This window comes from Burkholderia pyrrocinia, from assembly GCF_003330765.1.
In the GTDB taxonomy this organism is placed as follows: Bacteria; Pseudomonadota; Gammaproteobacteria; order Burkholderiales; family Burkholderiaceae; genus Burkholderia; species Burkholderia pyrrocinia_B.
The window spans coordinates 2,599,800-2,626,759 of the sequence record NZ_CP024903.1; the positions used below are offsets into that span (position 1 = coordinate 2,599,800).

Annotated in this window: 28 protein-coding genes; 7 read left to right on the forward strand and 21 right to left on the reverse strand. The window is 60.1% G+C overall.

Features of this window, described 5'->3' with window-relative positions:
• The 18 genes from CUJ89_RS29445 to CUJ89_RS29520 all read right to left on the reverse strand — a co-directional run bounded on the left by CUJ89_RS29445 (window position 1) and on the right by CUJ89_RS29520 (window position 17,734).
• A complete protein-coding gene (locus tag CUJ89_RS29445; protein WP_114180798.1) occupies window positions 1-1,089 on the reverse strand; it encodes a hypothetical protein in 1,089 nt (362 codons plus the stop codon).
• Window positions 1,090-1,092: 3 nt separating this feature from the next.
• Window positions 1,093-2,097 (reverse strand): DNA glycosylase AlkZ-like family protein, encoded by a 1,005-nt coding sequence (locus CUJ89_RS29450; RefSeq protein WP_114180799.1) that lies wholly within the window; start codon window positions 2,095-2,097, stop codon window positions 1,093-1,095.
• Between the two features lie 131 nt (window positions 2,098-2,228).
• Window positions 2,229-3,368: a hypothetical protein gene (locus CUJ89_RS29455; RefSeq protein WP_114180800.1), complete on the reverse strand. Its 1,140-nt coding sequence runs from the start codon at window positions 3,366-3,368 to the stop codon at window positions 2,229-2,231.
• The gene (locus CUJ89_RS37875) at window positions 3,359-3,613 is read right to left on the reverse strand and encodes a hypothetical protein (protein ID WP_152036674.1); all 255 of its coding nucleotides are present in this window, start codon (window positions 3,611-3,613) and stop codon (window positions 3,359-3,361) included. The genes CUJ89_RS29455 and CUJ89_RS37875 overlap by 10 nt, the downstream gene beginning before the upstream one ends.
• Window positions 3,614-4,687: a pyruvate kinase gene (locus CUJ89_RS29460; protein ID WP_114180801.1), complete on the reverse strand. Its 1,074-nt coding sequence runs from the start codon at window positions 4,685-4,687 to the stop codon at window positions 3,614-3,616.
• Window positions 4,680-5,144, reverse strand: a complete 465-nt coding sequence (locus CUJ89_RS29465) for a hypothetical protein (RefSeq protein WP_114180802.1) — start codon at window positions 5,142-5,144, stop codon at window positions 4,680-4,682. Before CUJ89_RS29465 ends, CUJ89_RS29460 begins: the two co-directional genes overlap by 8 nt.
• On the reverse strand, window positions 5,141-5,980 hold the full coding sequence (locus CUJ89_RS29470; protein WP_114180803.1) for a class I SAM-dependent methyltransferase: 840 nt from the start codon (window positions 5,978-5,980) through the stop codon (window positions 5,141-5,143). The genes CUJ89_RS29465 and CUJ89_RS29470 overlap by 4 nt, the downstream gene beginning before the upstream one ends.
• The gene (locus CUJ89_RS29475) at window positions 5,977-6,798 is read right to left on the reverse strand and encodes a phytanoyl-CoA dioxygenase family protein (RefSeq protein ID WP_161556568.1); all 822 of its coding nucleotides are present in this window, start codon (window positions 6,796-6,798) and stop codon (window positions 5,977-5,979) included. The genes CUJ89_RS29470 and CUJ89_RS29475 overlap by 4 nt, the downstream gene beginning before the upstream one ends.
• The gene (locus CUJ89_RS29480) at window positions 6,795-7,568 is read right to left on the reverse strand and encodes a phytanoyl-CoA dioxygenase family protein (RefSeq protein WP_161556569.1); all 774 of its coding nucleotides are present in this window, start codon (window positions 7,566-7,568) and stop codon (window positions 6,795-6,797) included. Before CUJ89_RS29480 ends, CUJ89_RS29475 begins: the two co-directional genes overlap by 4 nt.
• Window position 7,569: 1 nt before the next feature.
• On the reverse strand, window positions 7,570-8,250 hold the full coding sequence (locus CUJ89_RS38100) for a hypothetical protein (protein WP_161556570.1): 681 nt from the start codon (window positions 8,248-8,250) through the stop codon (window positions 7,570-7,572).
• Window positions 8,251-8,253: 3 nt separating this feature from the next.
• Window positions 8,254-9,090 carry a class I SAM-dependent methyltransferase gene (locus CUJ89_RS29485; protein WP_152036675.1) on the reverse strand — a complete coding sequence of 279 codons (837 nt, stop codon included), beginning with the start codon at window positions 9,088-9,090 and terminating at the stop codon, window positions 8,254-8,256.
• A 52-nt stretch (window positions 9,091-9,142) separates the two neighbouring features.
• A complete protein-coding gene (speD, locus tag CUJ89_RS29490; RefSeq protein WP_114180807.1) occupies window positions 9,143-9,565 on the reverse strand; it encodes an adenosylmethionine decarboxylase in 423 nt (140 codons plus the stop codon).
• 124 nt (window positions 9,566-9,689) lie between these two features.
• A complete protein-coding gene (locus CUJ89_RS29495; protein ID WP_114181622.1) occupies window positions 9,690-11,108 on the reverse strand; it encodes an efflux transporter outer membrane subunit in 1,419 nt (472 codons plus the stop codon).
• A gap of 231 nt (window positions 11,109-11,339) precedes the next feature.
• Complete coding sequence (locus CUJ89_RS29500) at window positions 11,340-13,496, reverse strand: peptidase domain-containing ABC transporter (RefSeq protein WP_114180808.1); 2,157 nt, start codon at window positions 13,494-13,496, stop codon at window positions 11,340-11,342.
• A 3-nt stretch (window positions 13,497-13,499) separates the two neighbouring features.
• The gene (locus CUJ89_RS29505) at window positions 13,500-14,768 is read right to left on the reverse strand and encodes an HlyD family secretion protein (protein ID WP_114180809.1); all 1,269 of its coding nucleotides are present in this window, start codon (window positions 14,766-14,768) and stop codon (window positions 13,500-13,502) included.
• Window positions 14,769-14,788: 20 nt separating this feature from the next.
• Entirely contained in the window at window positions 14,789-15,940 is a 1,152-nt protein-coding gene (locus CUJ89_RS29510) for a hypothetical protein (RefSeq protein ID WP_114180810.1), read from the reverse strand.
• 179 nt (window positions 15,941-16,119) lie between these two features.
• Window positions 16,120-17,268 (reverse strand): JmjC domain-containing protein, encoded by a 1,149-nt coding sequence (locus CUJ89_RS29515; RefSeq protein ID WP_161556571.1) that lies wholly within the window; start codon window positions 17,266-17,268, stop codon window positions 16,120-16,122.
• A 259-nt stretch (window positions 17,269-17,527) separates the two neighbouring features.
• Complete coding sequence (locus CUJ89_RS29520) at window positions 17,528-17,734, reverse strand: hypothetical protein (RefSeq protein ID WP_114180812.1); 207 nt, start codon at window positions 17,732-17,734, stop codon at window positions 17,528-17,530.
• Window positions 17,735-18,574: 840 nt separating this feature from the next.
• Here CUJ89_RS29520 and CUJ89_RS29525 point away from each other — a divergent pair.
• From CUJ89_RS29525 to CUJ89_RS29540, 4 genes are all read left to right on the forward strand, one after another.
• Entirely contained in the window at window positions 18,575-19,534 is a 960-nt protein-coding gene (locus CUJ89_RS29525) for a LysR substrate-binding domain-containing protein (RefSeq protein WP_114180813.1), read from the forward strand.
• 128 nt (window positions 19,535-19,662) lie between these two features.
• Window positions 19,663-20,793 carry a DSD1 family PLP-dependent enzyme gene (locus CUJ89_RS29530; protein ID WP_114180814.1) on the forward strand — a complete coding sequence of 377 codons (1,131 nt, stop codon included), beginning with the start codon at window positions 19,663-19,665 and terminating at the stop codon, window positions 20,791-20,793.
• 109 nt (window positions 20,794-20,902) lie between these two features.
• Window positions 20,903-21,874, forward strand: a complete 972-nt coding sequence (locus tag CUJ89_RS29535; RefSeq protein WP_114180815.1) for an ornithine cyclodeaminase family protein — start codon at window positions 20,903-20,905, stop codon at window positions 21,872-21,874.
• Window positions 21,875-21,898: 24 nt separating this feature from the next.
• Window positions 21,899-22,618, forward strand: a complete 720-nt coding sequence (locus tag CUJ89_RS29540) for an HAD family hydrolase (protein ID WP_114180816.1) — start codon at window positions 21,899-21,901, stop codon at window positions 22,616-22,618.
• Between the two features lie 54 nt (window positions 22,619-22,672).
• On the opposite strand, the gene CUJ89_RS29545 is transcribed toward CUJ89_RS29540, so the two are convergent.
• Window positions 22,673-23,290 carry a glutathione S-transferase family protein gene (locus tag CUJ89_RS29545; protein ID WP_114180817.1) on the reverse strand — a complete coding sequence of 206 codons (618 nt, stop codon included), beginning with the start codon at window positions 23,288-23,290 and terminating at the stop codon, window positions 22,673-22,675.
• An 88-nt stretch (window positions 23,291-23,378) separates the two neighbouring features.
• Window positions 23,379-23,747 carry a YciI family protein gene (locus tag CUJ89_RS29550; RefSeq protein ID WP_114180818.1) on the reverse strand — a complete coding sequence of 123 codons (369 nt, stop codon included), beginning with the start codon at window positions 23,745-23,747 and terminating at the stop codon, window positions 23,379-23,381.
• Between the two features lie 81 nt (window positions 23,748-23,828).
• Between CUJ89_RS29550 and CUJ89_RS29555 the strand changes: the two genes are divergently transcribed.
• Entirely contained in the window at window positions 23,829-24,296 is a 468-nt protein-coding gene (locus CUJ89_RS29555) for a MarR family winged helix-turn-helix transcriptional regulator (protein WP_114180819.1), read from the forward strand.
• Window positions 24,297-24,327: 31 nt separating this feature from the next.
• Here CUJ89_RS29555 and CUJ89_RS29560 read toward each other — a convergent pair whose 3' ends face one another.
• Window positions 24,328-24,921 (reverse strand): TetR/AcrR family transcriptional regulator, encoded by a 594-nt coding sequence (locus tag CUJ89_RS29560; protein ID WP_114180820.1) that lies wholly within the window; start codon window positions 24,919-24,921, stop codon window positions 24,328-24,330.
• A 117-nt stretch (window positions 24,922-25,038) separates the two neighbouring features.
• Here CUJ89_RS29560 and CUJ89_RS29565 point away from each other — a divergent pair, with 117 nt between their 5' ends.
• Window positions 25,039-26,094, forward strand: a complete 1,056-nt coding sequence (locus CUJ89_RS29565) for a saccharopine dehydrogenase family protein (protein WP_114180821.1) — start codon at window positions 25,039-25,041, stop codon at window positions 26,092-26,094.
• Entirely contained in the window at window positions 26,081-26,842 is a 762-nt protein-coding gene (locus tag CUJ89_RS29570; protein ID WP_114180822.1) for an isocitrate lyase/PEP mutase family protein, read from the forward strand. The genes CUJ89_RS29565 and CUJ89_RS29570 overlap by 14 nt, the downstream gene beginning before the upstream one ends.
• Window positions 26,843-26,960 lie beyond the last annotated feature (118 nt).

Sequence of the window (26,960 nt, forward strand, 5' to 3'; positions counted from 1 at the left end):
TCAGGCCATTTCCTGAACCACGTAATCAATCGAATAATTCCTGAAAAAGCGCGTGGGATCCGACATCCATGTCCTGGTCATCCGCAGGAGTCGTTCGAAGACCGGATCTCCATGTTTCTCGTACATGTATCTGGAATCGAGACACTCCCGAGGAAGGTAGTCGTACGTTCCAGACGCCACGAACACCGACTTGGAGAACTTCGCCCCTCTTGCGTCCAGGATGGATGGACTGAAGTATCTGATCGGCAGTTCGGCATACGGCACGCCCAGCATCGTCGCCCCCAACGCGGAAACATTCCATGCCCATGCGCCTCCCCAGTCCACCCCGTCCATCATCACGGCAAGGTGTTCTTTTTCACGCGCCTGCACGGCAAGCGCGGCCATCTTCGCGACATCGCGAACCGCAGTTCCCGTATCGATATAGCTGTCGGTCGCCACGCCGAGCGTGACTGCATGTCGCCCATGAAGCGGACATTCCATGGAGAGAACGGCCTGCTCCGAATCAACCTCCTCCACCCGGAGTGATGCCGCGCCCTTCTCGATCCGTCGGCACGCCGGACAGGGAAATCGCACATGAATATTGGGCTCGTGCGCGCCGAGCAGAGGTTGGAACTCCGATCTGCGCTGAACCATTTGCAGCAGGAAACCGCGCACGGCTGGCGCCGACTGGAACGCCGAATACGACTGCATGACCGCATCCACCCCAGTTCGGGCCGACGCGAAACGGATCAATCGCTCGAACTCCGGCAGGTAGCAGTCCAGCTTTGATCTGCCCTCCTCATTGCGCGTATCCGCGAGCGAGCGTTGATAAGTCGCGCCGCCCATCAGCTCGACAGAACCGCAGGCATTCTCGAGATAGTCGAACGTCAGCCGGGCGGGAACACCAGTCCGTTCCTGAAGATGCGCTCCAAGCGCAAACGCGGAAAAGATCGTCGTGACTGTGCCGAGATGGGGATTGCTGTTCGGCTGGGCCGACGTATTCAGCTCAATGGCTTTTCGCCCATTCACCCGGGTCGAAACGAGATCCGCGACCTGATCGCAGATATGGCTGAGCGCGACGGGCGCAAAAACATCTGGGTATCGCATCATCTTCTATTGATAAGATTTTGTGTCGAGCAGAACCTCGCGGCGCTGCTCCGTCTCATACAGCGCCGACAGATGCTTTTCCCACATTTCAATGGCTCGTTCGCTCTCGGCACGACTCAACGCCGGACATAGCGTCAGATGAGCGAAATCGCCTTGTGGTGCGGCTTCCCAGATGCCTCGGACACGGCCATGAATCAGTACGCACGCCTTCGCCTCGCCTGTCGAGTGGAATAACCGGCTGAGCGCATATGGGCTGGCATAACGATCCCGCGTATCGAAATATGCCTTGATGAACGGATCCTCGTAGGCAAGGTAGACCGGATCGCAATCGTTCGCGGCGATGACGGGAGATCGAACATCGTCGTGCATCGCATATAAGGTCCTATCCGCGACACTGATCGCGACAATCTTCTTCATGGACAGTAGATCGTCCAGACTCCTTTTCAGATGCCTAGCGCCCGGAGCGGACCACCACGCGATGTCCGTCGGGCTCACCGGGCCATACGCGGCGATATATCGCAAGATGAGATGATTCATCGCATTCCGTGGCTCGACGCGCGGGATGTCCCACCGCCGAAAACATCGCTGTTCGCTTCGCCAGCTGGAAGCAGCATTGATCATGCGCAGGTCTCCGTTGTCCCACAGGAGCCGGCAGAGTTGCCAGGCAACGTGTGCATCCGAGACTCCTCGCCATGGGATACCGGCGTGGTGCAACACCTTTCGGGCAAGATCGAAGAGTTCCTCCTCCGAAACCTCCCCCTCGGGCACGAGATCGATGAAGTTCCGTCGCAACGCCTGGATGGCGCCGTCATCCCATCCCAACCGCCTCAGCGATCGATAACGGCGCGCGATGCGGTAGTCCAGCGTGGCGCAATGAAGTTCCGCAAACTCTTCCCCGAGCACGTAGTGCAGAGTTGACCGCATGAGTGGCGCCTTGACGAGCGCGCATCGGTCAGGTGGCGTGAGGCTCGCTTGCGCACCGGCAAACGCAAGCCTGCCCACGAGCGTCATATGCGGCGTCTTCCTGCGTGCCGCGTGAAGCCCCACCGATCGAAAGGCGATTTCAGTAGGCAGGCATGCGCACCGCGTCACGGCGTATAGCTGGCGCAGCGTGACTCGCTGATGAAAGTCGTGGAGCGATATCAACCGGCCAGCTCCTGATATCTCGCATGACGCAACACTTCCGGATGCCTGATCTGCCCCGCGTGCGTGACCATGCCGCGTCGGGATATCGGCTCTTCCTCGCCCGAGCGGAGGCTATCGAGCAGCGCCATCAGGTACGGCGTGTAGATGTCGTTGACCAGTTGCACGGCGGTTGTCGGTACTGCGGCGGGGTAATTGTCGATCTTGCAATGCACTACGCCGTGCTTCACAAAGGACGGGGAGGGAAGTTCGCTCAGACGATCAAAGCTGGGCATGTAGCCCCCGCCGTATCCCGCGGTTGCGTCGACCAGAACCGCCCCGGGACGCATCGAGCGAACCATCTCTTCCGTCATCATCGGAGGAGTGTCGAAGGTCGATACGAGAATAGCGCCAATCACCAAGTCGGCGCGCGCGACACAATCGGCCAACACCTCGGGTGCGTTGATGTCGATCCAGAGATCGTCCTGATCGACGCCGAACCGTGCGCGCGCCTTGTCGAGACCAGCCACGCCCGATGTCAGAAGCGTCACATGGCATCCCAACGCGCGCAGCACGTCCGTCGCACTCGCGCCCACGTTGCCCGACCCGATCACCACGCACCGAACCGGCTCAACACCTTCCCCCGTGAGTCCCGGCAATTTGCCCACGCCACCATGATGCGACTGGAGAAGCCATATCCCGTACAACGCCGCCATCCGGCCCGCGATACGGCCACCAGCGACGGCAAGCGGAAAACCTCCGTCTTCTGTCTGGAAGAACTCATACGAGTAAGCAGTCACCCGCGAGTCGAGCAGCGCCTTCGTCAATTCCGGATCGCCCTCGGCATGCAGGATTCCCGCCAGGACGAGTCCAGGGCGAAAGAAGCGAAATTCGTCCGGAACAGGCGCCTTGTACTTCAGCACGATGTCCGACGACGTCCAGACCGCTTCGGCGTCGCTCACCCGAGCGCCGGCTTCTTCATAGGCCAGATCGTCAATCCCGATGCCATGGCCCGCGCCCCGCTCCACGACGACATGCCAGCCCCGATCGACAAGCAGCCTAACCGTCCTCGGCAACAGAATGACGCGACGTTCCCCCCCGCGAACTTCCTTCGGCACGCCAACAATCGCAGGAACGCGTTCGGATTGCGTCAGGCGCATTGCACCTCCCCGAAACCCGATGGTTCGATCTCCGTTGCGCCCTCCCGGATTCGTGCCATCATCGACCTGGCCCGCGATTCCGCCACACTTGCCCTGCGACGTTCCGGAATGGAACCGCTGCGGCGCGTCTGCTGATAAATGACCTTGTTCAATGCACTCGAAGCACGAAAAAGAAACGACTGGACGCAGGACAGCGCATCATGGGCGGGGTAGCGCTCCGGGTACTGGCGAAGTCGCATGCGCATTCAACCCTCCGTGCTCGCGCGGGGCGCGGTGAACATAGGATTGCGCACGGCCTCAATGATCCGACGCAATGTGAGCACGGCACGTATGGGCTCGGTAAGTGTGCTGGTTTCCTTCGCCAGCAACATGTACGCCACGCCTCGCGTGGCTATGTGGTGCATGCCCACCAGCTCCGAACGGTTTGGTATGCCGCCTGTATTCACGCTCTCACACAGCTGGGTGGAAACGATACAGGCGCACCCGAATGCCCGGCACGAATCGATGATGTGCTCTTGCGCCTCCCCCAGGTAGGCGAAGTCCAGATTCAGTGCCAGGTCTCCTCTTGCGACCATCACGCTGTGGAATTCGCGGATGAACTCGGGCAAAGCCTTGATGCCCGCCAGCGTCTCGATCTTCGCGATCGCTTTGTAGTCCCCCCTCCCGAGTCCATGACGCTCGAGAAGCATGAAGGCATCGCGCGCGCTTTGAAGACTCTCCACGAACGAGAACGCGATGTACTCGGGCCGAACGCTCGCGACGAAGGCGGCCAGTTCGTCGTTCCGATCTGTCGCGGAGAGATCGACGCTTCCGACGTTTAGCGACTTTTGGCAAGGGAGGTAATGCGTGGTCAACGCCTCCGCCAGGAAGCTGCTGTGATCAATGACTTCCCGCACCCGCAATGCAAGCTCGCCGTCCCCCACCGTGACGACCTGATCCTTTTCCACCCGCTCACCCAATCGGGCGACATCGACCGGGACCACGCGCTCGATCGAGTCGGTTTCGACGCCCGTAGCAAAAGTCAGCTGCGTCCCCTTCTCGATAAGGTGCCTCGACTCGGGAAGCATGCCGATCCGGAATTTCGCCCCCGGGAAAGGGAGATCGAGCATCAGCTCAATGTCGCCGCCTCGTTCCTCCTGAACCTGCCGAAAGAGCTTCATCCGCCGGCCATGCTCCTCCAGCCCGAGCTGTGCTGCCAGGTTGTACCTGAATAATCTGACGCCGGCGTGGCCAAGTTCCCGCAGCATCTCGCTGCCGCACGTTGCCTGCCCAATCGTCGCAGCAATCCATGGCACGCTGATCTCGTTCGCATCAGCCATAGCGACGCACCTCCAACGCACGTTGGAGTTCGGGATAGTTCGACAGGTAGAAGAAATACTGCGGCGGATGGAAACCCATCACGCGGAGTTCAGCGAGGGAGAAAGGGGGAAACTCCCGAAATTCCTCGATTGGAATGGCATAGCCTCCTTGCGTCGACATCAGGTATTCCTCCACGGCCGGGCCATTGCCCGGCAGCATCTGTTCAGCCAGGCGGCCAATTTCCTGGGGCGAGCCGTAGATCGGCGCACCGAGTTTCATGTAGGCAGACAGTTCCTTCCTGGATCCGCTTCGATAGATATAGGCAATACACGGACCGCTGCGCCAGCGCTTGCGAAATTCAAGCTTCTTCACACCTGACTTGATGAGTTCGTACGCGCGATCCTGCAGGCTCAATACGATTTCCGTGGACACGACAGGCTCAACGGCTGGAAGATCGATGCACATTTGGGTACTCATAACTGCTCCAATGGATAGTCGGTGCGGGTTCGTAATTCGGCGACTTCGACAAGCCCCCACGGCCTGACTTCATGCGCTCGCTCACTATCTGCCTCTAAATATTCGGCAAAATTCTGAACGGTACTCCCGGGGGCAGCGTAATCGATCGTGCGTCGTGCTGCGCAAAAGGTCGAAAGCGGATCCATGGAAAGCAATTTCTTCCGCTTGAGCGCCTTGTTCCAGGCCCAGAATCGCCATTGGGTGTGGTTGGTGCGACGCGCCGGTTGCTCGACTAAGCACATGCCGTCGACCGTCATGTCCTTCGAGCGATAGTACGTGTCGAAGAAGAGCGGACCGAACTGGAAGTATCCGTGGTCGACATATCCCGCTGTCGGTGTCATATGGATAATCGTCCCCCCGGGCCGTAGCGCACTGACCAGGTTCTCCATGACCTGCACGGGATTGATGATGTGCTCCAGTGTTCCCGCATCAATGACCAGGCCGTATTTCGATTTCAGCCCGTCCGGCAGGGGCTGCGTCAAGTCGTGAATGACGTCGGCACCCTGATAGCCATCGATATCCATCGCCTCCACGTCGACGTCACCGAGCAACATGCGCAGGACGCAAACGTCATTCGTGTAAGCGGAGAAGCGATCCGGATCCAGGCCGACGATGTTCGGCCCGTCGGACTCGGGTGGCTGCGCGTACGGCTCTTCGCCCTGTGCCCTGATCGCCCAAGCGACATCCGTGCGGCGACCGAAAACCATCTGCCGACCCAGAAGCAGCACGGGACCACTCAGCGACAGTCGCGATTTCAACCAAGCTAGATAACGCACACTGCTCAGCGAGAAACTCATCGGGTACGGTCCTCGCGACGTGTGATGCCCAGCGCCTCCATGAGCGCCAGACACGGAATCATGTGCTTCTTGGGCGCGAACGCGGACCAATTGGCCTGATTGTTGAACAATTGATTTTCGATCGGCTCTGAATAGTGATTCAAAGACACCGCGGCCGAAGAGCACTTACGCTCCATCCATCTCGGCGCATAATCCAGAAACAATACTTTGCGAGTCGTGGATGAGAGGTTCGGTTTACGGGTATGCCAGACACGGCGCTCGAAGATGATCGCGTCGCCTACATTGACCAGTACGGGAACCGCAAGGGCGTCCAGGTCGGCATCCGGCCTGGTGGGCCATTTATGGCTCCCCGGAATGACGTGAAAATTACCTGTGCCAAGTTGCGTGCCGTCCGTTAGCCACACCGATGTCTTGATCGAATAGCGAGGTTCAGCGCCGCCCACGTGCTCGCGGGAAATGCGTCCGCCATCGGTATGAAACTCCATCGCCGCCTTGTCGGGGGCCTGGGGAGGATTGATCGTAAACCCCGCGTAATTCACATAAATATTCGGCCCAAGAAGCGCCAGCATGGTGCCGAGAAGACGCGTTTCCCGGGCGACGGACCGCACCGCATCGACTGCCTCTACTTCCGCGCCCGCGATCTCCACCTTGCTATGCGGGCGATCCGGATCAGCGCCGCGCCGCCACGCCGAATCCGCGCGGCGACTCAGTTCGGTCACGGTATCCCGATCAATCAGATTTCGGACAATGGCGAAACCATTGATCTCTATCTCATCGCATAGTCGATGAATGTCGGTAAGCATGTCTTGTTCGCTCATGGCCAGTAGTGACTCCATGGATCCGCTGGCTCCATCAGAAGATTGCATAACAGCGCGTCATTCGCATGATTCGCCAGCAGGTCGGACACGCGAAATGGCTGCTTCCGGCACAGCCATGTAACCGAATACTCGACGAACACGGCCAGCCGTTCGTGATCCGAGTGATTCCAGGTTCGGGTATGAAGTGTGCGTCGGTCGAAGAACGTCACGTCCCCGGCTTCAGCCTCCACGTCGAAAATGTCGAGGGTCGCGGGATCCAATGTTTCCACCACCGACCGACCGAGTGCCTGCGTGCGCGGAAAGAGCCGCAGATTGCCGCCGCCCTTTGCAACGTTCGATAGCCAAACAGCCGCCTTCAATGTCAGTCGCGGCGCGCTGGCCATGGCCAGATCCCGCTCGATCCACGCGCCATCGCGATGGACGCCCACGCCGGTCGAGGCATCGTATCCAAGCGCGATTGACTTGTCGCTCGCCGCTAGCACTCCATCCTCCCGCCCCGTGGAGACGACCTCCAACAAGCTCAGCTTCACGTCGGTAGACAGTGCCGCGCGTGCTGTCCGGACCAGCGCCGGATGCGTCACTAGCGTGGAGAAGCTCAGTGCATCCGCGCCAGTCGGCCGCGCAACAACATGCACGCCAGTCCTGTTCACGGCGGCGATACAGCGTTTCGCATGCGCTCTGATGGACGACACAAGGTCGCCAGTTAGTGCGCCACGACAGTGCACAAAGCCGTTCTCATCCAGATTCTCCGCCCATCGTTGACTGTCCATGTCATCCCCGTCCACGAAACAGTAGGATTCCAACGTAATGGTCCTGATTGGCAAGTGGCACAGTCGAAACCTCAACCTCCTCGAAGCCCAGGCTCGACAACTGGTCCGGCAGCCCATCCAAGCATTGCGCGCGCCCGCCCAGTCGCTCCGCATACGCGGCGCTGAAGATCCAGGACGCGCCGAACAACACGCCGCCTCGCGCCAGACGCTGCTTCGCATTGCCAAGAAAGCTCCTCACCTCGTCGTCGGTTTGAGCGAGGCCAAGCAGGCCGAAAGCGGAAATCGAGTGGAACCGGTGCATCGGCGGCCAATCGGAAAATGCATCGAATGCGATTGCTGTCAACGGCACCCGGCTGAGCAAATCCAGGTGCTGAGCGGATCGACCAAGATACTCGGCGGCCTCCCGATATCCGGCTGGCCAGTCCCTTGTCTGGACCAATTGGCACGTGATGTGAGGAGCCGAGATGGAGCGATCGGCCAGAACGATCGAAGAAAGATCCGCGCGTGCAGCGCTAGCCCAGAAGAATGAGCAGGGCCCGGCGCCCACGTCAAGCCAGTCGCCAGCCTGAAAAGCGCGCGACGCCCATTCAAGACACTCCTCCGCGCCATATCCCCGCAATAAGGCAGTATGGTAATTTTCACGGAAGTAATTTTCGTAATACTGATCAGTGTAATCAATCATAAATCAGCGTTTGCAAACCTTGTAAATCAACCGTGCCCCATCGCACGCCTGCCTTCGGGAATATCCTCGCCAGACGGCCTCGACAAGCAAGCCGGCGCCATCACAATATTTCCTGAACTGTGAATCATCGTATAGCCACAATTTGACACTGGCCCGCTGGCGCTCGATCTCCATCCCTTCCTTCAGATTCACGTACTCGAAATCGAAGTCGATAAAATTCCGCCGTCGAGTGTGACTAACGTAGCGCCGCATCACGGAGTCGCCACCAAGGGATTTCTCCCAGCTCAACCACCTTTCCGAGTCTTTCCGTCGTACATCAAAATAGGAAGGCACGCCATGTCCAGATAGGAACGTCGCCATATCGATGATCGCGATACCGCCTGGCATCAGGGCGCCATGGATGCTCGATAGCACCAGCCCGATCTCGGTCGGATCAAACATTTGGATCGCTTCGGCCTGCACGACGATATTCGCGTACCTTTCTCCGGGCAATTCCAGTATGTTTCCAATCAGTGCATTGCCCGAATCACCGCCAGCCGCCTCCAGCCTTTCCTTCAGGATTCGGACCATCTCGACTTCCAGATCCATGAAGTGGGTCATTGGTCTGTCAAGAAAAATCGGCAGTAAACGTCCCACCCCGCAGGGGACGACCAAGGTCGGCCCCGGTGCGTTATCCAGCAGGGACCGATAGAACTCAAAATCGCGATCATCGCATTGCTCCAGATGATAGGTCCTTGCGCGATATCCATAGTTACCCATGGCCCCGACAGACGGCAGGGCGCGATGGTTTTTCTCACCCTCCAAATGAGCGCCACATGTGGAATTCAAGGCTTTTTGCACCCGGCTATGCTCCCTTTTTATCAAGCGGCACTCACATTACTCACGGAATTCTTCAGACATGATTTTCCAGACGCTCGCGCGAGCTGGAACCATCGTGCAATCGCTCCACCGATAAATACTCTGCCCCTTGCTGCCTTCCCCTTATGAACTCGCGGATATTGACGCGCTTTGCCCCAAGCAATTCGACCAATCTGTCGATCGCCCGATGGGGGGATGCCGCCGCGCCGCACATATACACATCCACCGCCGCATATTTATGCTCAGGCCACGTATGAATTGATAAATGAGATTCGGCCAGAAACAGGAGCACGCTGACACCCTGAGGAGAAAACTTGTGCCCATTGGAAACGATGATCGACGCCCCGCCATCCAGTGCCGCCATTTCGCATGCTTTTTTCACGTACGAATAATCCGCCAAAAGTGACTCATCACAATCACTTAACTCGCACAGCAGGTGTGTCGCGCTTGTTTCCATTTTTGCTCATTGCCACATTGCTTGATTTTCTGGTCACCCGGATTCCAGGGGCGTTCTCTTCTTTGCGGCCGGACGACAACGTGATCCGAACAGCGCCACGTCGCGTTCATGGTCCGCTCATTGGTCATCGCGCGGACGTATCGCCTCCCAGCGTTTGATAGAGCATCACAAAATTCTGCAGCTGGCTCAGGCGGGTCCGTGCCAGCAAAAGCTCCGCGTTACGATGCGCCTCCTGGGCGTCAAGCCACATGCGCAGCGCGACCGCGCCCGCGCGATAGCGAATTTCGTAGATGTGCTCGGCCTCTCTCGCGGCAGTCAGACTACGCGCCCGAAAGTCGGCCTGTTCGGCCAGACGAACGCGCGCCGACAGCGCGCTTTCGACGTCCGAGAAGGCCTGATAGAGCGCTTGGCGAAATCCGATGACCGCCGACTCGTACTCCACTTGCGCGATGCGCGTGTCGACGCGCATCGCCTTAAGATTGAGAAATGGCAAGTTCAGGCCAGCGCCAAGGATCGCCACCGGATTCGCCAGCAGGCTACCGAGCGAGGTGCTGCTCGATCCCACCGCACTGGTCAGCGACAGGTTCGGGTAGTAGCTAGTGCGAACCACATCGACATTGGCGAGACTCTGGCGCAACCGGAGTTCGGCAGCACGCATATCAGGGCGTCGCCCCAGCAGATCCGCAGGCAGCCCGCCCTCCACCACCGGCAATGCTCCGGCTGGCAATGCCGGCGGCTCCTGGCCGAGCACCTCTTCCAGCACATTGCTGTTAGGCGCCGCGTTGAACATAATCGCCAGCGCGTTGCGCGTTTCGACCTGAGACTGACGCAACTGCGACAGGCTGCTCTTTTGCGTCAGAACCGTCTGCTCCGCTTCCCGACGCTCGAGCGCGGATACGATCCCCGCCAGATTCTGGGCATTTACGAGTTGCTGCGTGTGCAATGCCGTCGCGAGGCTCTGCTCTTCGGAGGCTAGCCGCTGGTTGAGGTACGCCAGGCGCCAGTAAAGGTTCGCCGTGGTGGCGATCACATTGAGGCGTGCTGTTTCGCGATCCGCCTCGGACGCCAGAAGTGCCCATTCAGCGATGCTCCGCTGCTGCGCAAGTCGGCCCCACAGGTCGATCGTGTAACTCACAGTTCCGCGCGACATGCCGATGTTGTTCCGTGTCGCCTCGCCGCTATCCAAGTGAAAATCACGACGGACATTAACGCCAGCCTCGGACCCGAACTGGAGCGGGTCGCCCGCGAGTCCGGCGCGAATCTGGGCCTTCCGCACGTTCAGCGCGGCGGTGGCGAGATTGTTGTTGCGCGACAGCGCCTCGGCAATGAGTCGTTCGAGCCGGGCATCGCCAAAACGCGTCCACCAGGGCGCTGCATCCGTCGTCGCATGTGCGTCCACGACGTTCGCCTGAACCCAACGCGCCGGCACATCGAGCGATGGCCGTTCATAGACACTGCCCGCGCACCCAGCAAACACGGCGCTGAACGGGATCAATGCGCCGACAAAGCAATGTTTCAGCCGCGGGAAGGTGATCTCACGCATCGCGTGCGCGACAACTGGCGACGCGCGGCGAGGCCTGCCAGGAATGGGCATGTTGCGCATGTTATTCCCGTGAGGCAGATCCTTGTTTGTAAACGGCATGATTACACTCGAGACCCAATCACAAGACACAATTCAGGCATCACGTCACCATTGAAGCCAGATATTGCGAACATGAAGACTGCCCCTCCACACGAAGCCTGGTCGACCAATTGCCTGCCACCACGGGCCCGGCTATACCGACGATCCATTGATGGATTCAAGCAACGACATCGCCTCCGTCGGCGTGATAATCGAATCAATCTTTCCGTCCTTCATCAGCATGATCCTGTCCGCGGAAAGGACCGTCTCCGGACGGTGGGCGATGATGACGCGCGTGATCTTCAGCGACTTGATCGCCCGATTCACCGCCTTCTCGTTTGACATATCCAGATGACTGGTTGCCTCGTCCAACAACAGAATCTTCGGACGCTTGTAAAGCGCCCGCGCCAGCAAAATGCGCTGTTTCTGACCACCAGACAGAACCGCGCCCATATCGCCCACGAGGGTGGCATACTTCATCGGCATGGCTTCGATCTCATCCTCGATGTTGGCCATTGCCGCACACTTGGCGATCCACTCATGATCCGGACGCGCATCGAATCCCGAGATGTTTTCCGCGATGGATCCGCCAAACAGGATGTCATCCTGCAGCACGGTTCCGAATACGCTGCGGACTTTCTCCACACTCATCGACTCAACATCGTCCCCGCCAATGAGGATTCGCCCCCTGGCTCCCTGGTAGATACCCAGAATGACATTGAAAATCGTTGACTTTCCGCATCCCGAAGGCCCGATGATGGCTACAGACTCGCCTTCCTCGACCTTGAAATTCAATCCATCGATCACGTTTCGCTCAAATAGCGAATATTGGAAGAACAGGTCCTTGCACTCGAGGCTGCCAGACAATCTGGCGATATCGCATTCCAGGTCACGGCGCGTTTCCTCTGGCCTTGAAAGCACGATGTCACCCAGCCGGTCAGCGTGGAGCTGCATGTTCTGAATGACAAACACGTTATCGATGAGCGCGATCACGCGGCTTTCGAACAGCAGCTTGTATCCGAGGAAAGCGATCAATGCGCCCACCGTGTATTCCCGATCGATGACCAGGGCTGCACCACACCAGACCACCGCAATGTTCTGAATGTCAAATATCAAGGTCCTGGCGAACTTCAGCCAAACATCGATTTTCAGCGTCTTGATCTTGGCATTCGTTTGATTGACGAACAGCGAGATCCAGGTAAGCCGACGTTCCGCTTGCTGACCATAGAGCTTGACCTGCCGGATGCCACGAATGGTCTCGAGGAGGTAGGAGCTCTGTTTCGCCCCATGAACGATCTCGTTCCTCGACGCACCCAGAATCGAGGCGTTGAGAAGCCAGCGCACCGCGATGTACAGAAGCGCGCTGATTAGGACCAGACTGCCCAGCAGCGGCTGGTAGATGAACAGCACGAACAGGATGACGACGGAGAACACTCCGTCAAGCACCGACTCGACGAATGACGTGGTCAGCATTCGCTGAATGAAGTCGATGGCGCCGAATCGGGACAGCACGTCTCCCATGTTCCGCTTCTCGTAGTATTCGAGCGGCAAGGAGAGCATGTGATCCAAGACATTGTCTTTCCACTGAACGTTCAGGCTGGTGCTCAAATACATAAGGAACCAGCTACGCACAGAACCGATGAAATTCTTGAGCAGATAGACAATACAAAAACCTATCGCCAGCGCGCCAATGACATACTGATCGTTGGCGCCGATCGCACTGTCAATAACCAACTGGATGTAATAGGGCGACAGCGCCACAAGAAATTCCAGCCCGATCGCCAAAAACAGGATCGTGGTGAGCGCCCTCATCCGCCCCCGCAGATTGCCCATCAAATGACTCAGGGGAATGTTCTTCTGCCGCTCAATGACGATGAACTCTGGATCTGGCCATACCTCGATGGCCACCCCGGTGAATGCTCGGGACAAGTCTCCCAACTCTATTTTTCTCTCGCCGTATGCGGGATCGATGATGATGGCGTGCTCGTCGCCTATTTTCCTCAGCACCACAAAATGATTGAAGTTCCAGTGCAAGATGCATGGGAGCTTGATCTGCTCGAGACCAGCAATTTCAGTACGGATCGGCCGGCTGGACAAGCCGTTGTGCTTGCACACGCGAAGCAGTGATCCCAGCGAGATCCCCTTCAGCGACACGGAGAACTTGAGCCGGAGGTCCCGCAGCGTCACGTGGTGGCCATGGTAATTTGCCAGCATCGCCACGCATGCGAGACCACATTCCGTCGACTCAGTCTGCAGGACCGTCGGGAATTTCGTGCCAAATAAACGTTCGAAATATGCCTTTTTTTCCATTGCCTACTGTTTAATTCTTTCCGACGCAGTGAAGATCGGACGCATGAGCCACTGATAGATTCGATGCCGTTCCACCATGATGTCCGAATCGATCATCAGCCCTGGCTTCAGCGCATAGCGCGTGCCGTTCCCGCTCACGAACTGCCGCTCGAGCCGAACCTTCACCAGATACATCGGTTCCGTCACCGACAACTTGGAACCCAACGCGATATCGTCCGGCATCAGGGAAGTTTCGGACATCGAATAGATAATTCCTTTCCCCTGTCCAAACTGCTGATACGGGAAAGCCGAATACCGCACATATACGACATCGCCCTTCTTCAAAAAGCCAATGGCTGCGGCCGGAATGAGAAGCCGGGCTTCGATTTCCGCCTGCGAAGGCACCACGAATGACACGGGTTTGGTGCTGTCGTAATAGGAACCGTCGACACCCTGAATCGCCGTGACCTTTCCCGATGCAGGCGCCTTGATGATGGCTCCCTTCCGGTACTCGGCGGCCAGAATCTGCTCTTCAAGCGCCAACAGTTCGCCCTTGATCGACAAGATGCGCTTCCCGAACTCCGACTCATCTTTGTCCTTTTCGAAAGAAAGATTAGAGATGTCCCGACTCAAGGTTTCCGACAATCTTTGCCGTTCGTTGTAATCAATCCTGCTGTTGAACGCCGAGATCGCCTTTTCCGCCATCGCATCCTCGGAGATCGCCTCCTGGGCCCGTGCCGCCTCGTACCGCCTCAAGCTCGCCAACAGCAACTCATTCTTCTTCCGCACCTCTTTTATCTGCACCCCAATCAGCTTCAGCTCATTCTGTTTCGAGCGAATCTGATATTCGATGTTTTTCAGGCGACGCGCATAAATCGACTTCTCGGTCTCGAGTTGCCGGTTCAGCAAATCCTTTCGCTCGTTGAGAAGGTTTATCGCCTCCGTCGAGGTTCCCCGGTTGGCCAGGCCAAAGACCTCAGTCGAAACCAGGAACAGCGGCGCGCCCTTTTTTACGATTTCGTCTTCCTTCACGAAGTACTTAATGACGATTCCTGGCTTCGGCAGATACACCGGTATCGCGCCGAGCGTCGAGAACAGCTCTCCCTTTGCCGATACTCTTCTCGTGTAGGACCCGAAGATCAGGACCAGCAGGAGAGACAGGATGCAAACGAGCAGCAACACGAGTATCTTTTTATAAGATCGAGGAAGAAATAGCAGGACATCGCCATAGAGATTCCTCGCTTCCTTGCGCGCCTCCAGCGCTTCCTTCCTGAATAATTCTCTCTTGTCCATCGACACCAATCATCAATTCGCTATTCCGGCCATCGGCCAAAAAATACGTCCAAATCAGCCGTGAGATAGCCGTCTTCCGCGACGTGCTCGGCAACGAATCGCCGATGACTGTCGATGAACTGCAGCATGTCGGATTTGAGCCTCTCTCTGCTTGCCCTTCGTGCCTCGGTATCGCGAACGCTCGTGTTGATGTACTCGCTCGCCGATTCGATCAGTCGTTCCGATGACGCATGATCAATCAGCAGCGCCTTGGACAGATTGCGGGCTCGCTTGAAGAGAAGATGATCAAATGGACGCTCTTCTAGCGACAATTTCTTCGCCACCAGACAATGAGTCGTAGCAAATCGCGAAAGTGGCTCCATAAGGTTCCCGCGAAGTGGGTCACCTTCATTGATCTGTCGCCAGGAACGACAACGCGCGGTTTCGTAGATAAGGCCATGGAATTCGAGGCTCATCGAGACTTGAGCCGCTTGAATCACCATGTCTGTCCTTTCTTCGGGCAGGAATACATTCGTGAACCGGGCCACATCTCCATCGGAAAGCAGGGCTTGCTGGGCGAGGGCGATGTATTTGACGATGGTTGCCTTGGATGCGGCGCACGCCTCTTTCATGCCAATAAGATACCCTCCTTCATCCGCGTAGCAATAGATCTCCTCGGGCGTCAGGTCGACCTCGGCCAAGGCACCCTGATGTTCGAGTGCCATGATGGCAAACAGATTGACCAGCCCATGAAAGAAGCGCGAGGCAATCGAGCATATCGCTGGCACGTCGACCTGCCGGCCAAACACTTGATTGACAAAATAGATTTCCGGCGACTTGTAGCACACGTAAGCGAGCGCATACATGTCGCCGACACTGCCCCCTGTCTCGCCGATGATTTTTCGATCGCGCAGAAGCGAGGCAGTTTCCCGGATGAATGCAATCACTTCGTTCTGGTGCCGCATAAGTGCCTGGAGCGATTCCACATTGACCGGCTTATGGGTATCCGCTCGTGAGTCTCGGTAAGGACACGCCCGGTAAGCCGAGCTACCGGGTTTGTACAACATCGATCGGCCCTCCAGAACCGGGCGACCGTCTTCGTCCAGGCAATCAGGAGGACAAAAAAACATGAAAGCCTTGTTCTGCCTCATGAACTCGATGTCGAATGGATAGGGAAGCTCGGATTTCATCATTTTGAAGCGATATCCTACGATCGAACTACGGTTATCTCGCCAATCACCGGCCGCCTAATCGAATACCCGATTCACAAACCGAATCCAAAACCAATCATGAAAACGTTCCACTACGTGGCAGAACGATGCCGTGTCAGATACCGTTGAATTACACCAGGCACGCTAATAAATCTTTCTTTTTAAATAATTTCGATTGTTCCGTTCATCGCTAGCGAATAAAGAGCTTCGGACAGCTCGGCACGTGTGCGATCCGGAAATTTCTCTTCAATTTGAGAAACGTTCACTTGTGGATTCGTGACCAGAAAATCTTTCAGAGGCTGCAGGTCGTCCTGAAACCACACCTTGCCGTTGCTCGTGACGAGGTAATCGTCTGAAAGATCGCTTCTCAACACGTTGAGACGTAGCTGCGCGTCACACTCGAGCGCATTGACGCTCGCGTTGCCAAGCGTTTCGAGGTTCAGTCGCGTCTCGAGGATTTGATCCGCTACGTGTGACTCCATGAACTCGCGGTAGCACACGGGATCATTCATGCGCTCGGAGATTACTTCCGCAAGCAGACGGATCGTTTCCTTGTCCTGTGCATAATTTTCAAGCGCCATCCGCGCGTGAATACACTCGGGCAACTTCCGGAATACCCATTTTGCGTAATCGATACCAAATGCCGGGAACGTACCGATAGCGAGGTGCACCGTCGGCTCCCCAAGTGGCGTAACGTTGTGCCACCAGCCTCGGGGAATATAAAAGACATCACCTTCCTCGAGAACGAAATCGAGATAAGGTTCATCCGGACAAGGATATTTGTGTTCGATATATTTACTTTGATGCATGTATAGCGGTGCCTCGAAGGAGGGGGAATACACGATCCAGCGTTTTCTTCCCTTCAGCTGCACCGCGAAAACGTCTCTGGAATCCCAATGCTCACGGTAGGAATCCGTCTTCCCAAATGCAACATATGCGGAGGTGACGGTCTGGCGCCCGGTAAACTGTGCGACGTCCTTCGCATAGTCATTGAACTTCGGTTCATCGTAGATATGATTGGCGACCAGCGTCCCGCCCTGGCGCAGGAAACCATAGAGAGCAGGCCTGTTCAACTTGCGCCGCACGTCCCCGACATGAAAGTACGTGTGCACGTACTTCTCCTTGTCGACATTTCCACTCGGGAATGAAACACGGAAGTGTTCAGACTGAGGATCGCACCTGGAGATGATGTCGTTGATGTCTGCCCAGTGAACGCTCGACGTATCAACCGCCCCCTTGATAATAAAGGGCAATCGCTCTTGATACTTCTGCTTGAATTCATCGGCTTTGATCTTGAAATTAATTTTCATTTTTATGAAGTCTATTTCAGCTCTGCAGGTTCTTTGCAGCATCAGTCAAGAAAAAGGCAGTCAATGCAACATCTCCTGCGCACACAATTCCCAACGAACTGATTGAGTTCTCTCGATTCGAGTATCCAACTCTTACGGACGACACTTGAATCGCACACTCCCTCTTGCAACACTTTGATATTTTGACTGCGTAAGACCGGAGATTTTCTGCCAGAAGGTGATCTGGCAGCCGAGTCACTGGTTAGCTAGTTAGTTTCATTTACGCGTACACGGTCCCGGAATAGCGCCCGCCTGACTTCGATGCGCCCGAGATGAGCAGGATCTCATCAGACGTCAACTCGCGGGCGAAGGCATCCATCAAATCATCATAACTGGCACGACTGCTTTCAAGCCGCTCAAGATTGAGCTGGTTCGCTACCGATTCGATTTTAATCTTCGAGTGCAGTTGCAGGTTGCTTCCTGACATTTTTACTTCTCCTTGAGTTATAAAAATTAAAGGCTTGCGTGGTTTAGTAAAATTTCTTACGGAAAAACGACAATCCGTCTCAAACACACGACCGCACCGCAACCTCGAACCCACTTCCATGCCTTCGAATCGAACGGCCTGAATTTGAGATAGATGGCCATTAAGCCGTTGGGTGGCACATCGCAATATTTCATTTCCATTACGAAATACTGTGCCACGAATGCTAATCCAATTCATATGCCCTACACAAGCAGACGGAATTGGTCGGTAAAGTCAACGCACAGACTTCAGAAGACCCAAAAGCGTCAGGATCTGGTTCCTGCAATCCGAGTTGACCGTAGGCTTGGTCGCTCAACGCTAGGCTGACCGCGCTGCTGTCGCGGTTCTTGACTGAGGCAGGCTCGAAAAAGTGGCCGCTGACGTTTCGTAAAATTGGGAGGCAAAGGCAACCCGCCCTAGAATTTTCAGCCTCATTAAAACTTGAAAAAATGTGAACGAAGAGCGGCACAGACCACAGACTCCTCTATTGACCTGCGCAGGTGCCGCCCCTGAAGGAAGCGAAAATACTGGCGAACGTTGTCGCAATTGATGTGGCAGCATCTCCCCTGTCTTCGTGTATGGTGTGCAGATATGCGACGTAGCCAGACGGCCATTTTGAGAAAAACCTAGCGGCTCAAAGGCGAGAACAGCTGCCTCCATCGCGTCCGGCAGACGAGAATTCTACGGATTGCTCCGCTTTACCTTGACGTCCCTCATCATGAATTGCATGACCGACTCATATGTCTCCTTCAACCGGAGGGCACTGCACGTCGATGGCTTCGCATTGCGATGTGCGGTTTAATGCTCGGCACCACCCGCATCAAGAGCCACGAAATGCTCGACCTCGACGACCTTCGACTCGTCCGCGCGATCGGCACGTCGCGCTCCCTGGCCGCTGCCGCCCGGCTGCTCGACCTCACGCCCCCCGCTGTCACGATCCGCCTGCAGCGGATGGAGGCGCGCCTGAACGCAAGGCTCGCCGTGCGGCAGCCGAAGGGGATTGCGCTGACCGACGAAGGGCAGCGGCTGTATCAGGAAGCCGTCGGCATTCTCGAGCGCGTGGAAGCGCTGCCGGTCAGCATCGCGGGCGACCACGGCGACGTGCAGGGCACGCTGCGCGTCGTCGCCCCGCTCGGCTTCGGCCGCAAGTACGTCGCCCGGATCGTGCGCGACCTGCAGCGTGCGCATCCGAAACTCGAAATCTCGCTCCACCTGTCGGAAAGCCCGTTGACCAGCGCGGCGGGCGCCGACGTAGTCGTCCATGTCGGCAGCCTCAAGTCGTCGTCGTGGATCGGCTATCCGCTCGCGCCCAACGAGCGCTTCCTGTGTGCGAGCCCCGCGTACGCGCGCCGCATCAAGGACCTGAACCATCCGTCCGACCTGACACGATACGACTGCCTGTGCCTGCGCGAGAACGACGAAGACATCCCGCGCTGGCGCTTCTCGCCCGGTAGCGGTGTCAAGGGCGAATCGCGACGGTCTGCCGTCATCCGCGTCACCGGCGCGCTGTCGTCCAACGACGGCACCGTCATCACCGAATGGGCGCTCGCCGGGCTCGGCATCGTCGAACGCTCCGAGCGGGACGTCGCCCCGCTGCTCGCGAACGGCAAGCTCGTCCGGTTGCTGCCGGGCTGGAGCCTGCCGCCAGCGCCGGTGACGGCGTTGTTGCCGTCACGTACCGGCCGCTCCGCGCGGCAGCGCGTTTTTCTCGATGCCGCGCGGCAGTTCCTCGATCCGCCGCCGTGGCGCGGCAAAGCGTGAGCCGGGGCGCGATCCGCGAGATTTTTCGCATTAAATCCCGCTTAATGGCAGATTAATCCTGCATTAAACATGATGCGGGCCAGCTTCCCTACAGTGTCCATCTCGGCAACCTCGCAACAGGACCCACCGTGGACCTTCACACCCTCAACACCCCGGCCGCATTAATCGACGTCGGCCGCATGCGTCGCAACATCGCGCGCATGCAGACGCATCTGGACGCACTCGGCGTCCGGTTCCGGCCGCACGTCAAGACCACCAAATGCCGGCACGTCGTCGACGCGCAAATCGCGGCGGGCGCGCAGGGCATCACGGTGTCGACGCTCAAGGAAGCCGAGCAGTTCTTCGCGGACGGCATCCGCGACATCGTCTATGCGGTCGGCATGGTGCCCGCCAGGCTCGGCCAGGCGCTGGCGCTGCGCCGGCAAGGCTGCGACCTGAAGATCGTCGCCGACAGCCTGCCGGCCGCGCACGCAATCGCCGCCTTCGGGCGCGAGCACGGCGAACGTTTCGACGTGTGGATCGAGGTCGACGTCGACGGCCACCGCTCGGGCGTCCCGCCCGAGTCCGACCTGCTGATCAACGTCGGCCGCGCGCTGACCGACGGCGGCATGCTGCTCGGCGGCGTGCTGGCTCATGCGGGCTCCAGCTACGAATACGACACGCACGAAGCGCTGGTCGCGATCGCCGAACAGGAGCGCAGCCGCACCGTGCGGGCCGCGGAGCGCCTGAGGGGCGCCGGGTTGCCGTGCCCGGTCGTGAGTATCGGATCGACGCCCACCGCGCTGGGGGCGGAGCGGCTCGACGGCGTGACCGAAGTGCGCGCCGGCGTGTACGTGATGTTCGACCTCGTGATGCACAACATCGGCGTGTGCGAACTGTCCGACATCGCGCTGACGGTGCTGACCACCGTCATCGGCCACCAGGAAGAGAAAGGCTGGGCGATCGTCGATGCGGGCTGGATGGCGATGAGCCGCGACCGCGGCACGCAACGCCAGGCGCGCGATTTCGGCTACGGGCAGATCTGCACCGAAGCCGGCGAAGTGCTCGGCGACTACGTGATGAGCGCCGCCAACCAGGAACACGGGATCGTGTCGCGCGCGGGCACGCCGGATACGGGTATCGCGCAGCGGTTTCCGATCGGCACGCGCCTGCGCATCCTGCCGAATCACGCGTGCGCCACCGGCGCGCAACATCCCGAATACCAGGCCGTTGGCGACGACGGCGACGCGCAGACGTGGCCGCGTTTCTACGGCTGGTGAGCGAAGTCCGGCGTTCATGCCGTGTCATCCGCGAATTGACAATTTATCCAATTCTGGACAAACATTAAACATTCTCGATTCGTCTCGTGCCCAACAGGCACCCCCGACCATGCCGACCGACGCCCGCCTCCTTCTCCTCGACCGCGATGCCGTCGAGCCCGCCCTGCAGGCCGCGCAAGTGATGGCGGCCGTTCGCGAAGCCTTCGTGCTGCACAGTGAAAGGGTCGGACGCGTATTCCCCGTCGTGCGCGAGAAGCTGCATACCGGCGGCGTGTTCGGCATCAAGTCGGGCGACGTCGCCGGCCAGGATCTGCTCGGCTTCAAGGCCGCCGGGTTCTGGCCGGGCAACCGGGCACGCGGCGGCGAGCCGCATCAGGCCACCGTCGCACTGTTCGACCCGGCGACGGGCAGGCCGCTGTGCATCATGGACGGCAACGCGATCACCACTGCGCGGACCGGCGCCGCGGGCGGCGTGGGGCTGCAACTGCTCGCCCGCCGCGACAGCACCCGGATCTGCGTGTTCGGCACGGGTGTGCAGGCGCGCGTCCAGCTCGACTACGCGCTCAGGCTGCTGCCGCGGCGATGCACGGTACAGTACGTGAACGTCGGCGGCGAGCCGGAGCCGGCGTTCGAATCGCGCTTCGTCGAACGGTGCAAGATCGGCGTGGCGCGCGGCCGGAACGATGCGGTCGCCAATAGCGACGTGGTGATCACGGCCACGCCCGGCGGCGGCGCGTTGTTCGACGCGGACGCGGTTCAGCCGGGCACCCACCTGACCTGCGTGGGAGCCGATACCGCGGGCAAGCGCGAACTTCCGGCGGGCGTGCTGGAACGCGCGCGCATCGTCGTGGACGATCACGACCAGGCGCGCAGCATCGGCGAGTGCCAGTGGGCGCCCGATTTGCCGCGTACGGAAATCGGTGACATCCTCACGGGTGCGACATCGGTCGACCGTGCCGCGCACGAGATCACCGTCTTCGACATGACCGGGCTCGCGCTTCAGGATCTGACCGTCGCGCGCTTCCTGTATCGACACGCCCTCGACAACGGCACCGGAACCGCCGTTCCATGGCCCTGGTAAAACGACTTCCCGCTTTCGACCGCCATGCGACTCGCCAACATTTCCGCCCTCTCGTTCGACCTCGACGACACTTTGTGGCCATTCGGGCCGTCCGTCGTCCGGGCCGAGGCGGCGCTTCGCGCGTGGCTGATCGAGCACGCCCCCAATACCGCGAGCGTGCTGTCGACGCAACGGGCACTCGGTTCGCTACGTGAGGAATACGAACTTTTACGTCCGGATCTCGCCGGCGACTATCGCGCGATGAGAATCGGATCGATCCGGCTCGCGCTGGGACGCGCGAACGAAGACGTCTCGCTGACCGACCGTGCTTACGACGTCTTCTATACGGCGCGCAACCGCGTCGAATTCTACGAAGACGCGCTGCCCGCGCTGGCGTGGTTGAGCTCCCGCTTTCCGTTGATCGCGGTCACCAACGGCAACGCGGATCTCCGGCTGACCGGCGGCGGCGAATTCTTCCGCGCGACGCTCAGCGCGCGTGCATTCGGCTTCGCAAAGCCAGAACCCGAGATCTTCCATGCGGCGGCTGACGCACTCGACGTACGTCCGGCCGAATTGCTGCATGTCGGCGACGACTTCCACCTCGATATCGCCGGCGCGTTGAATGCGGGGCTTCAGGCCGCGTGGGTCGTGCGCGAGCCTCGGGCGGAAGAACAGGCTCCGCCGCATCCGGCGACGCCGCATCTTACGTTGCGCGACCTGGCAATGCTGTGCCGTGCGCTCGGCGGGCCCGATACGGTATCCTGATCATGGGCGCACGCGGCGGGTCATGCCGATCCGGCGCATGACCCACCACCCGTTTCACGCCGCCTTGCGCGCCTCCGCGATCCGCTGCGGCGCCTTCGGCCGCGCATACAGCCGTTCGAGATACGCGCGCAGTTGCGGGAATGCATCGATCAGATGGCATTCGCTGGCCCAGTCGATCAGGTAGGCCGTCACGCAATCGGCCACCGTCAGCGTGTCGCCGACGATGAATTCGCGCCCCTCGAGATGCTTGTCGAGGATCGCGGCCATCGTCGCGAAATCCTCGCGCGCCAGTTCGATGTCGGCCGGCGAGCGCTTCTCCGGCGGATAGATGAACGAATGACGCGTGATCCGCCACAGCGGCTGCTCGAGCTCCGTCACCGCGAACATGACCCACCGATAGGCCTCGGCTCGCAGCGCCGGATCGACCGGCAGCAGCGCCTTCTCCGGGTACTTGTCCGCGAGATACAACACGATCGCGGCCGACTCGGGAATCACGAGGTCGCCGTCCACCAGCACGGGCACCTTGCCGGCCGGATTGAGGCGCAGAAATTCGGGCCGCTTCTGCTCGCCCGCGAGCAGATTGACCGACACGAACTCGAAATCCGCATCCAGTTCCTTCAGCCCCCACAGCGCGCGTTGCGAGCGGGTGCCGGCGAATCCGTAAAGCTTCATCGCAAATCTCCATCCAGAATGTCGGGGAAATCTCCGCATGCAGGCCACGACGCATCGACGCAACGCGACGCGCGGCGACCGCCGTCGTTCACGCGCCGGGAATCGCCAGCACCGGCATCACGTCGATCGTCTCGCCCGGGAAAATCGTGAAATGCGGATGGCCTTCGAACATCGCGGCGGCCGCGTCGTGCGATGCCGCCCGCACGACGGTAAAGCCGCTCATCGCGTTGGCCGTGTCGTTGATGCCGCGTTCGTCGATCGTCTTGGTCTTGCCGAGCGGCCCGCCCAGTTCGACGATCGCGTCGCGATGCCGCTCGACCCACGCCTTCCAGGCGGCAATGCCCTCCTGCTCCTTCGCGCGCCGTTCCTGGTCCGGCAGCGCGAACCACGCCTTCATCCGCGGGTTCTCCTTGCTGCCGAGGAATACGGCGAGATACAACTCCTGTTGAGCACTCATGCTTCCTCCTCCGGTGACGGGCGCGGCGAGCTGCCGCGTCTCGACCTTGACAAGATAGGTTGATATCAACACAATTGCAACATGGCACGAAAAGAACAGCTCCCCTTCGAAACGACGCTGATGGTGCGCGATTGCTGCCTGTGCCTGCACATGCAGCGCGCGGCGCGCAATCTTGCGCGCATCTTCGACGATGTGCTGCGTCCGCTGGATCTCACCAACGGCCAGTTTTCGCTGCTGATGTCGCTGAACCGGCCGCAGCCGGCCCCGATGAAATCGGTCGCGTCGCTGCTCGCGATGGATCGCACCACGCTGACGGCCGCGCTCAAGCCGCTCGAGCGGCGCGGCCTCGTCACGATCGTGCCGGATCCGGACGACGGGCGCAGCCGCCTGCTCGAACTGACGCCGGCCGGCCAGGACCTGCTGGCCGACGCGTTTCCGCTGTGGCAGCAGACGCATGCCGACATCGAGCGGCAATTCGCGCCGGGGGAAGTCGATCAGTTGCGCGGCCAGTTGCGCGCGCTGTCGGCGGAGCCGGCTGCGCGCGGCTGAACCCGCGCGCGGATCGCGGCCGCGTGCCGCCTTACTTCCTGCCCTTCTTCGGCAGCAGCAGTTGCGCGAATTCCTGCAGGAAATGCACGGGCCCGTGCTCATGCAGCGCACGCCCGCTGCTCAGCGCACCGTCGATGACGGTCGCGAGCCGCAGCGCGAAGGTTTCCGGTTCGTCGATCCGCAGCGCGCTCGCCAGTTCCGTCAGCCGGCGCCGCAGTTCCTGCTTGTGCGCGACCGCGACCTTGCGGGCCGGATGGTTGTCGTCCGCATATTCGGCGGCGATGTTGATCTGCGGGCAGCCGCGATAACCGGGGCGCGCAATGCGCTCGCCGATCCATTGAAGCTGCGCGTCCAGTTCCTCGCGCGGCGTGCGCCGGTACTGCCCGGCCACTGCATCCCAATGCGCCCAGAAATCCGCGTCCTCGCGCAGCAGGAACGCCTCGATCAGGTCGTCCTTCGTCGTGAAGTGACGATAGAGGCTCGTCTTCGCGACGCCCGCCTGCGCGACGATCAGGTCCACGCCGACCGCGCGCGTGCCTTCCCGGTAGAACAGCGCGCTGGCCGTTTGCAGAATGCGCTCGCGCGTATCGGGCGCGCCCCCTTGTGTGTCCGTTCCCTTTTTCATCCAAGCTCGGCCGCTCAGGCCGCCCTTACCGCAACAGTGGACCGATCATAGCACCGCGAGGTTGACGACGATACAGGTCTGTACTATAAAACAGACCGTTCTGTAGCGGAGTGGATCATGAACGATCGAATGACGGTTGCAGTCTATGGCGCCCCGGGTCACACCGGGCGGTTTGTCGTCGCCGAACTGGCCCGGCGCGGCCTCGGCGCGATCCGCATCGGCCGCGATGCCGTGCGGCTCGCGGAAAGCGGCGGCGATGCGACGCTCGCGCGCGTCGCCACGATCGACGATCCGGCCGCGCTCGACGCCGCTTTGCGCGGCGCGGATGCGGTGATCAACTGCGCGGGCCCGTACCTCGATACCGCGCTGCCGCTGGCCGATGCCGCACTGCGGGCCGGCATTCCCTATCTCGACCTGACGGCCGAACAGCCGTCGGTGCTGGCCCTGGCCGAACGGACCGATGCCCGTGCGCGCGCCGCGGGCGTGACCGTCGTGCCCGCCGCCGCGTTCTACGGTGGCCTGGCCGACCTGCTCGTCACGGCCGTCGTCGACAAGAACAAGCCTATCGATCGCGTCGATATCGCGACCGGACTCGACCGCTGGCACCCGACGCGCGGCACGCGCGTGACGGGCGAACGCAATCGCGCGGTGCGGCTCGTCCAGCAGGACGGGAAGCCGACGCCGGTGCCGTCGACGGCACGCGAACGCGTGTGGCCGTTTCCGCCGCCGATCGGCAACGTCGACGTGACGCTGCTGCCGTTTTCGGAAGTGATGACGCTGTCGCGTCATCTGCGCATCGGTACGATCGAATCGTGGCTCGCGACGCGCGCGCTGCGCGACGTGCGCGATGCCGCCACGCCGCCGCCCGAGCCGGCCGACGCGCTGGGCCGGTCGGCGCAGCAGTTCGCGATGGACGCCGTCATCGTGCAGGGCGACACGACGCATCGCGTCACGGCGTCGGGGCGCGACATCTACGCGGTCAGCGCGCCGATCATCGTCGAGGCGGCCGTACGCCTGATGACCGGCAGGGCCCTGACGTCAGGCGGCGTACGCAGCCTCGGCGAATTGTTCGACGCACGCGATTTCCTCGCGGCGCTCGATACGGTGGCAGTATCGTTCGGCACGACAACCGATCCGGTTTTCACAAGGAGAGACAGGCATGACCAGCAATGAGAAAGGCGCGTATTTCCGGTCGCTTCACCGCGCGGGCCAGCCGCTGGCGCTGTTCAACGTGTGGGACGCCGGCAGCGCGCGCACGGTGGCCGACGCAGGCGCCGTCGCGCTGGCGACCGGCAGTTGGTCGGTCGCGGTGGCCAACGGTTTCGTCGACGGCGAGCAGATGCCGCGCGCGCTCGTGATGGAAGTGCTTGCGCGGATTGCACGCGCGACGGACCTGCCCGTCACCGTCGATCTCGAAAGCGGGTACGGCGAGCGGCCGGAGGATGTCGCCGACACGATCGCGCTCAGCATCGACGCCGGCGCGGTCGGCTGCAACCTCGAAGACAGTTATCCGGCGACGGGCGAATTGCGTGACGTCGAACAGGCGGCGGCCCGTCTCGCGGCGGCACGGCAGGCGGCCGATCGCGCGGGGGCCGATTACTTCATCAACGCGCGTACCGACGTGTTCTTCAAGGCGCCGGCCGACACGCACGACGAACGCCTGCTCGACGCAACGCTGGCCCGTGCACGCGCGTACGCGGCCGCCGGCGCCGACGGCCTCTTCGTGCCGGGCCTTCGCTCGCCGGCGCTCGTTCGCAAGTTGACGGCCGCATCACCGCTGCCCGTGAACGTGATGCGCGTCGCGGAAACGCCGACGCTCGCCGAACTCGCGGAATACGGCGTAGCCCGCATCAGCCACGGTCCGTATCCGTATCTGCAGGCAATGAAGGCGCTTGCGGCGCTGGTCAGGCAACGCGGCTAGCGGATTTCCGGGGGCGGCCGGCCATCGCGTCGCGCGTCGAACGATTACACGGGATGTAATTGGCGCGCGGCACGACCGTCCCTACGCTTCGGGTGTCGCGCCGCCATTCCGGCGGCGC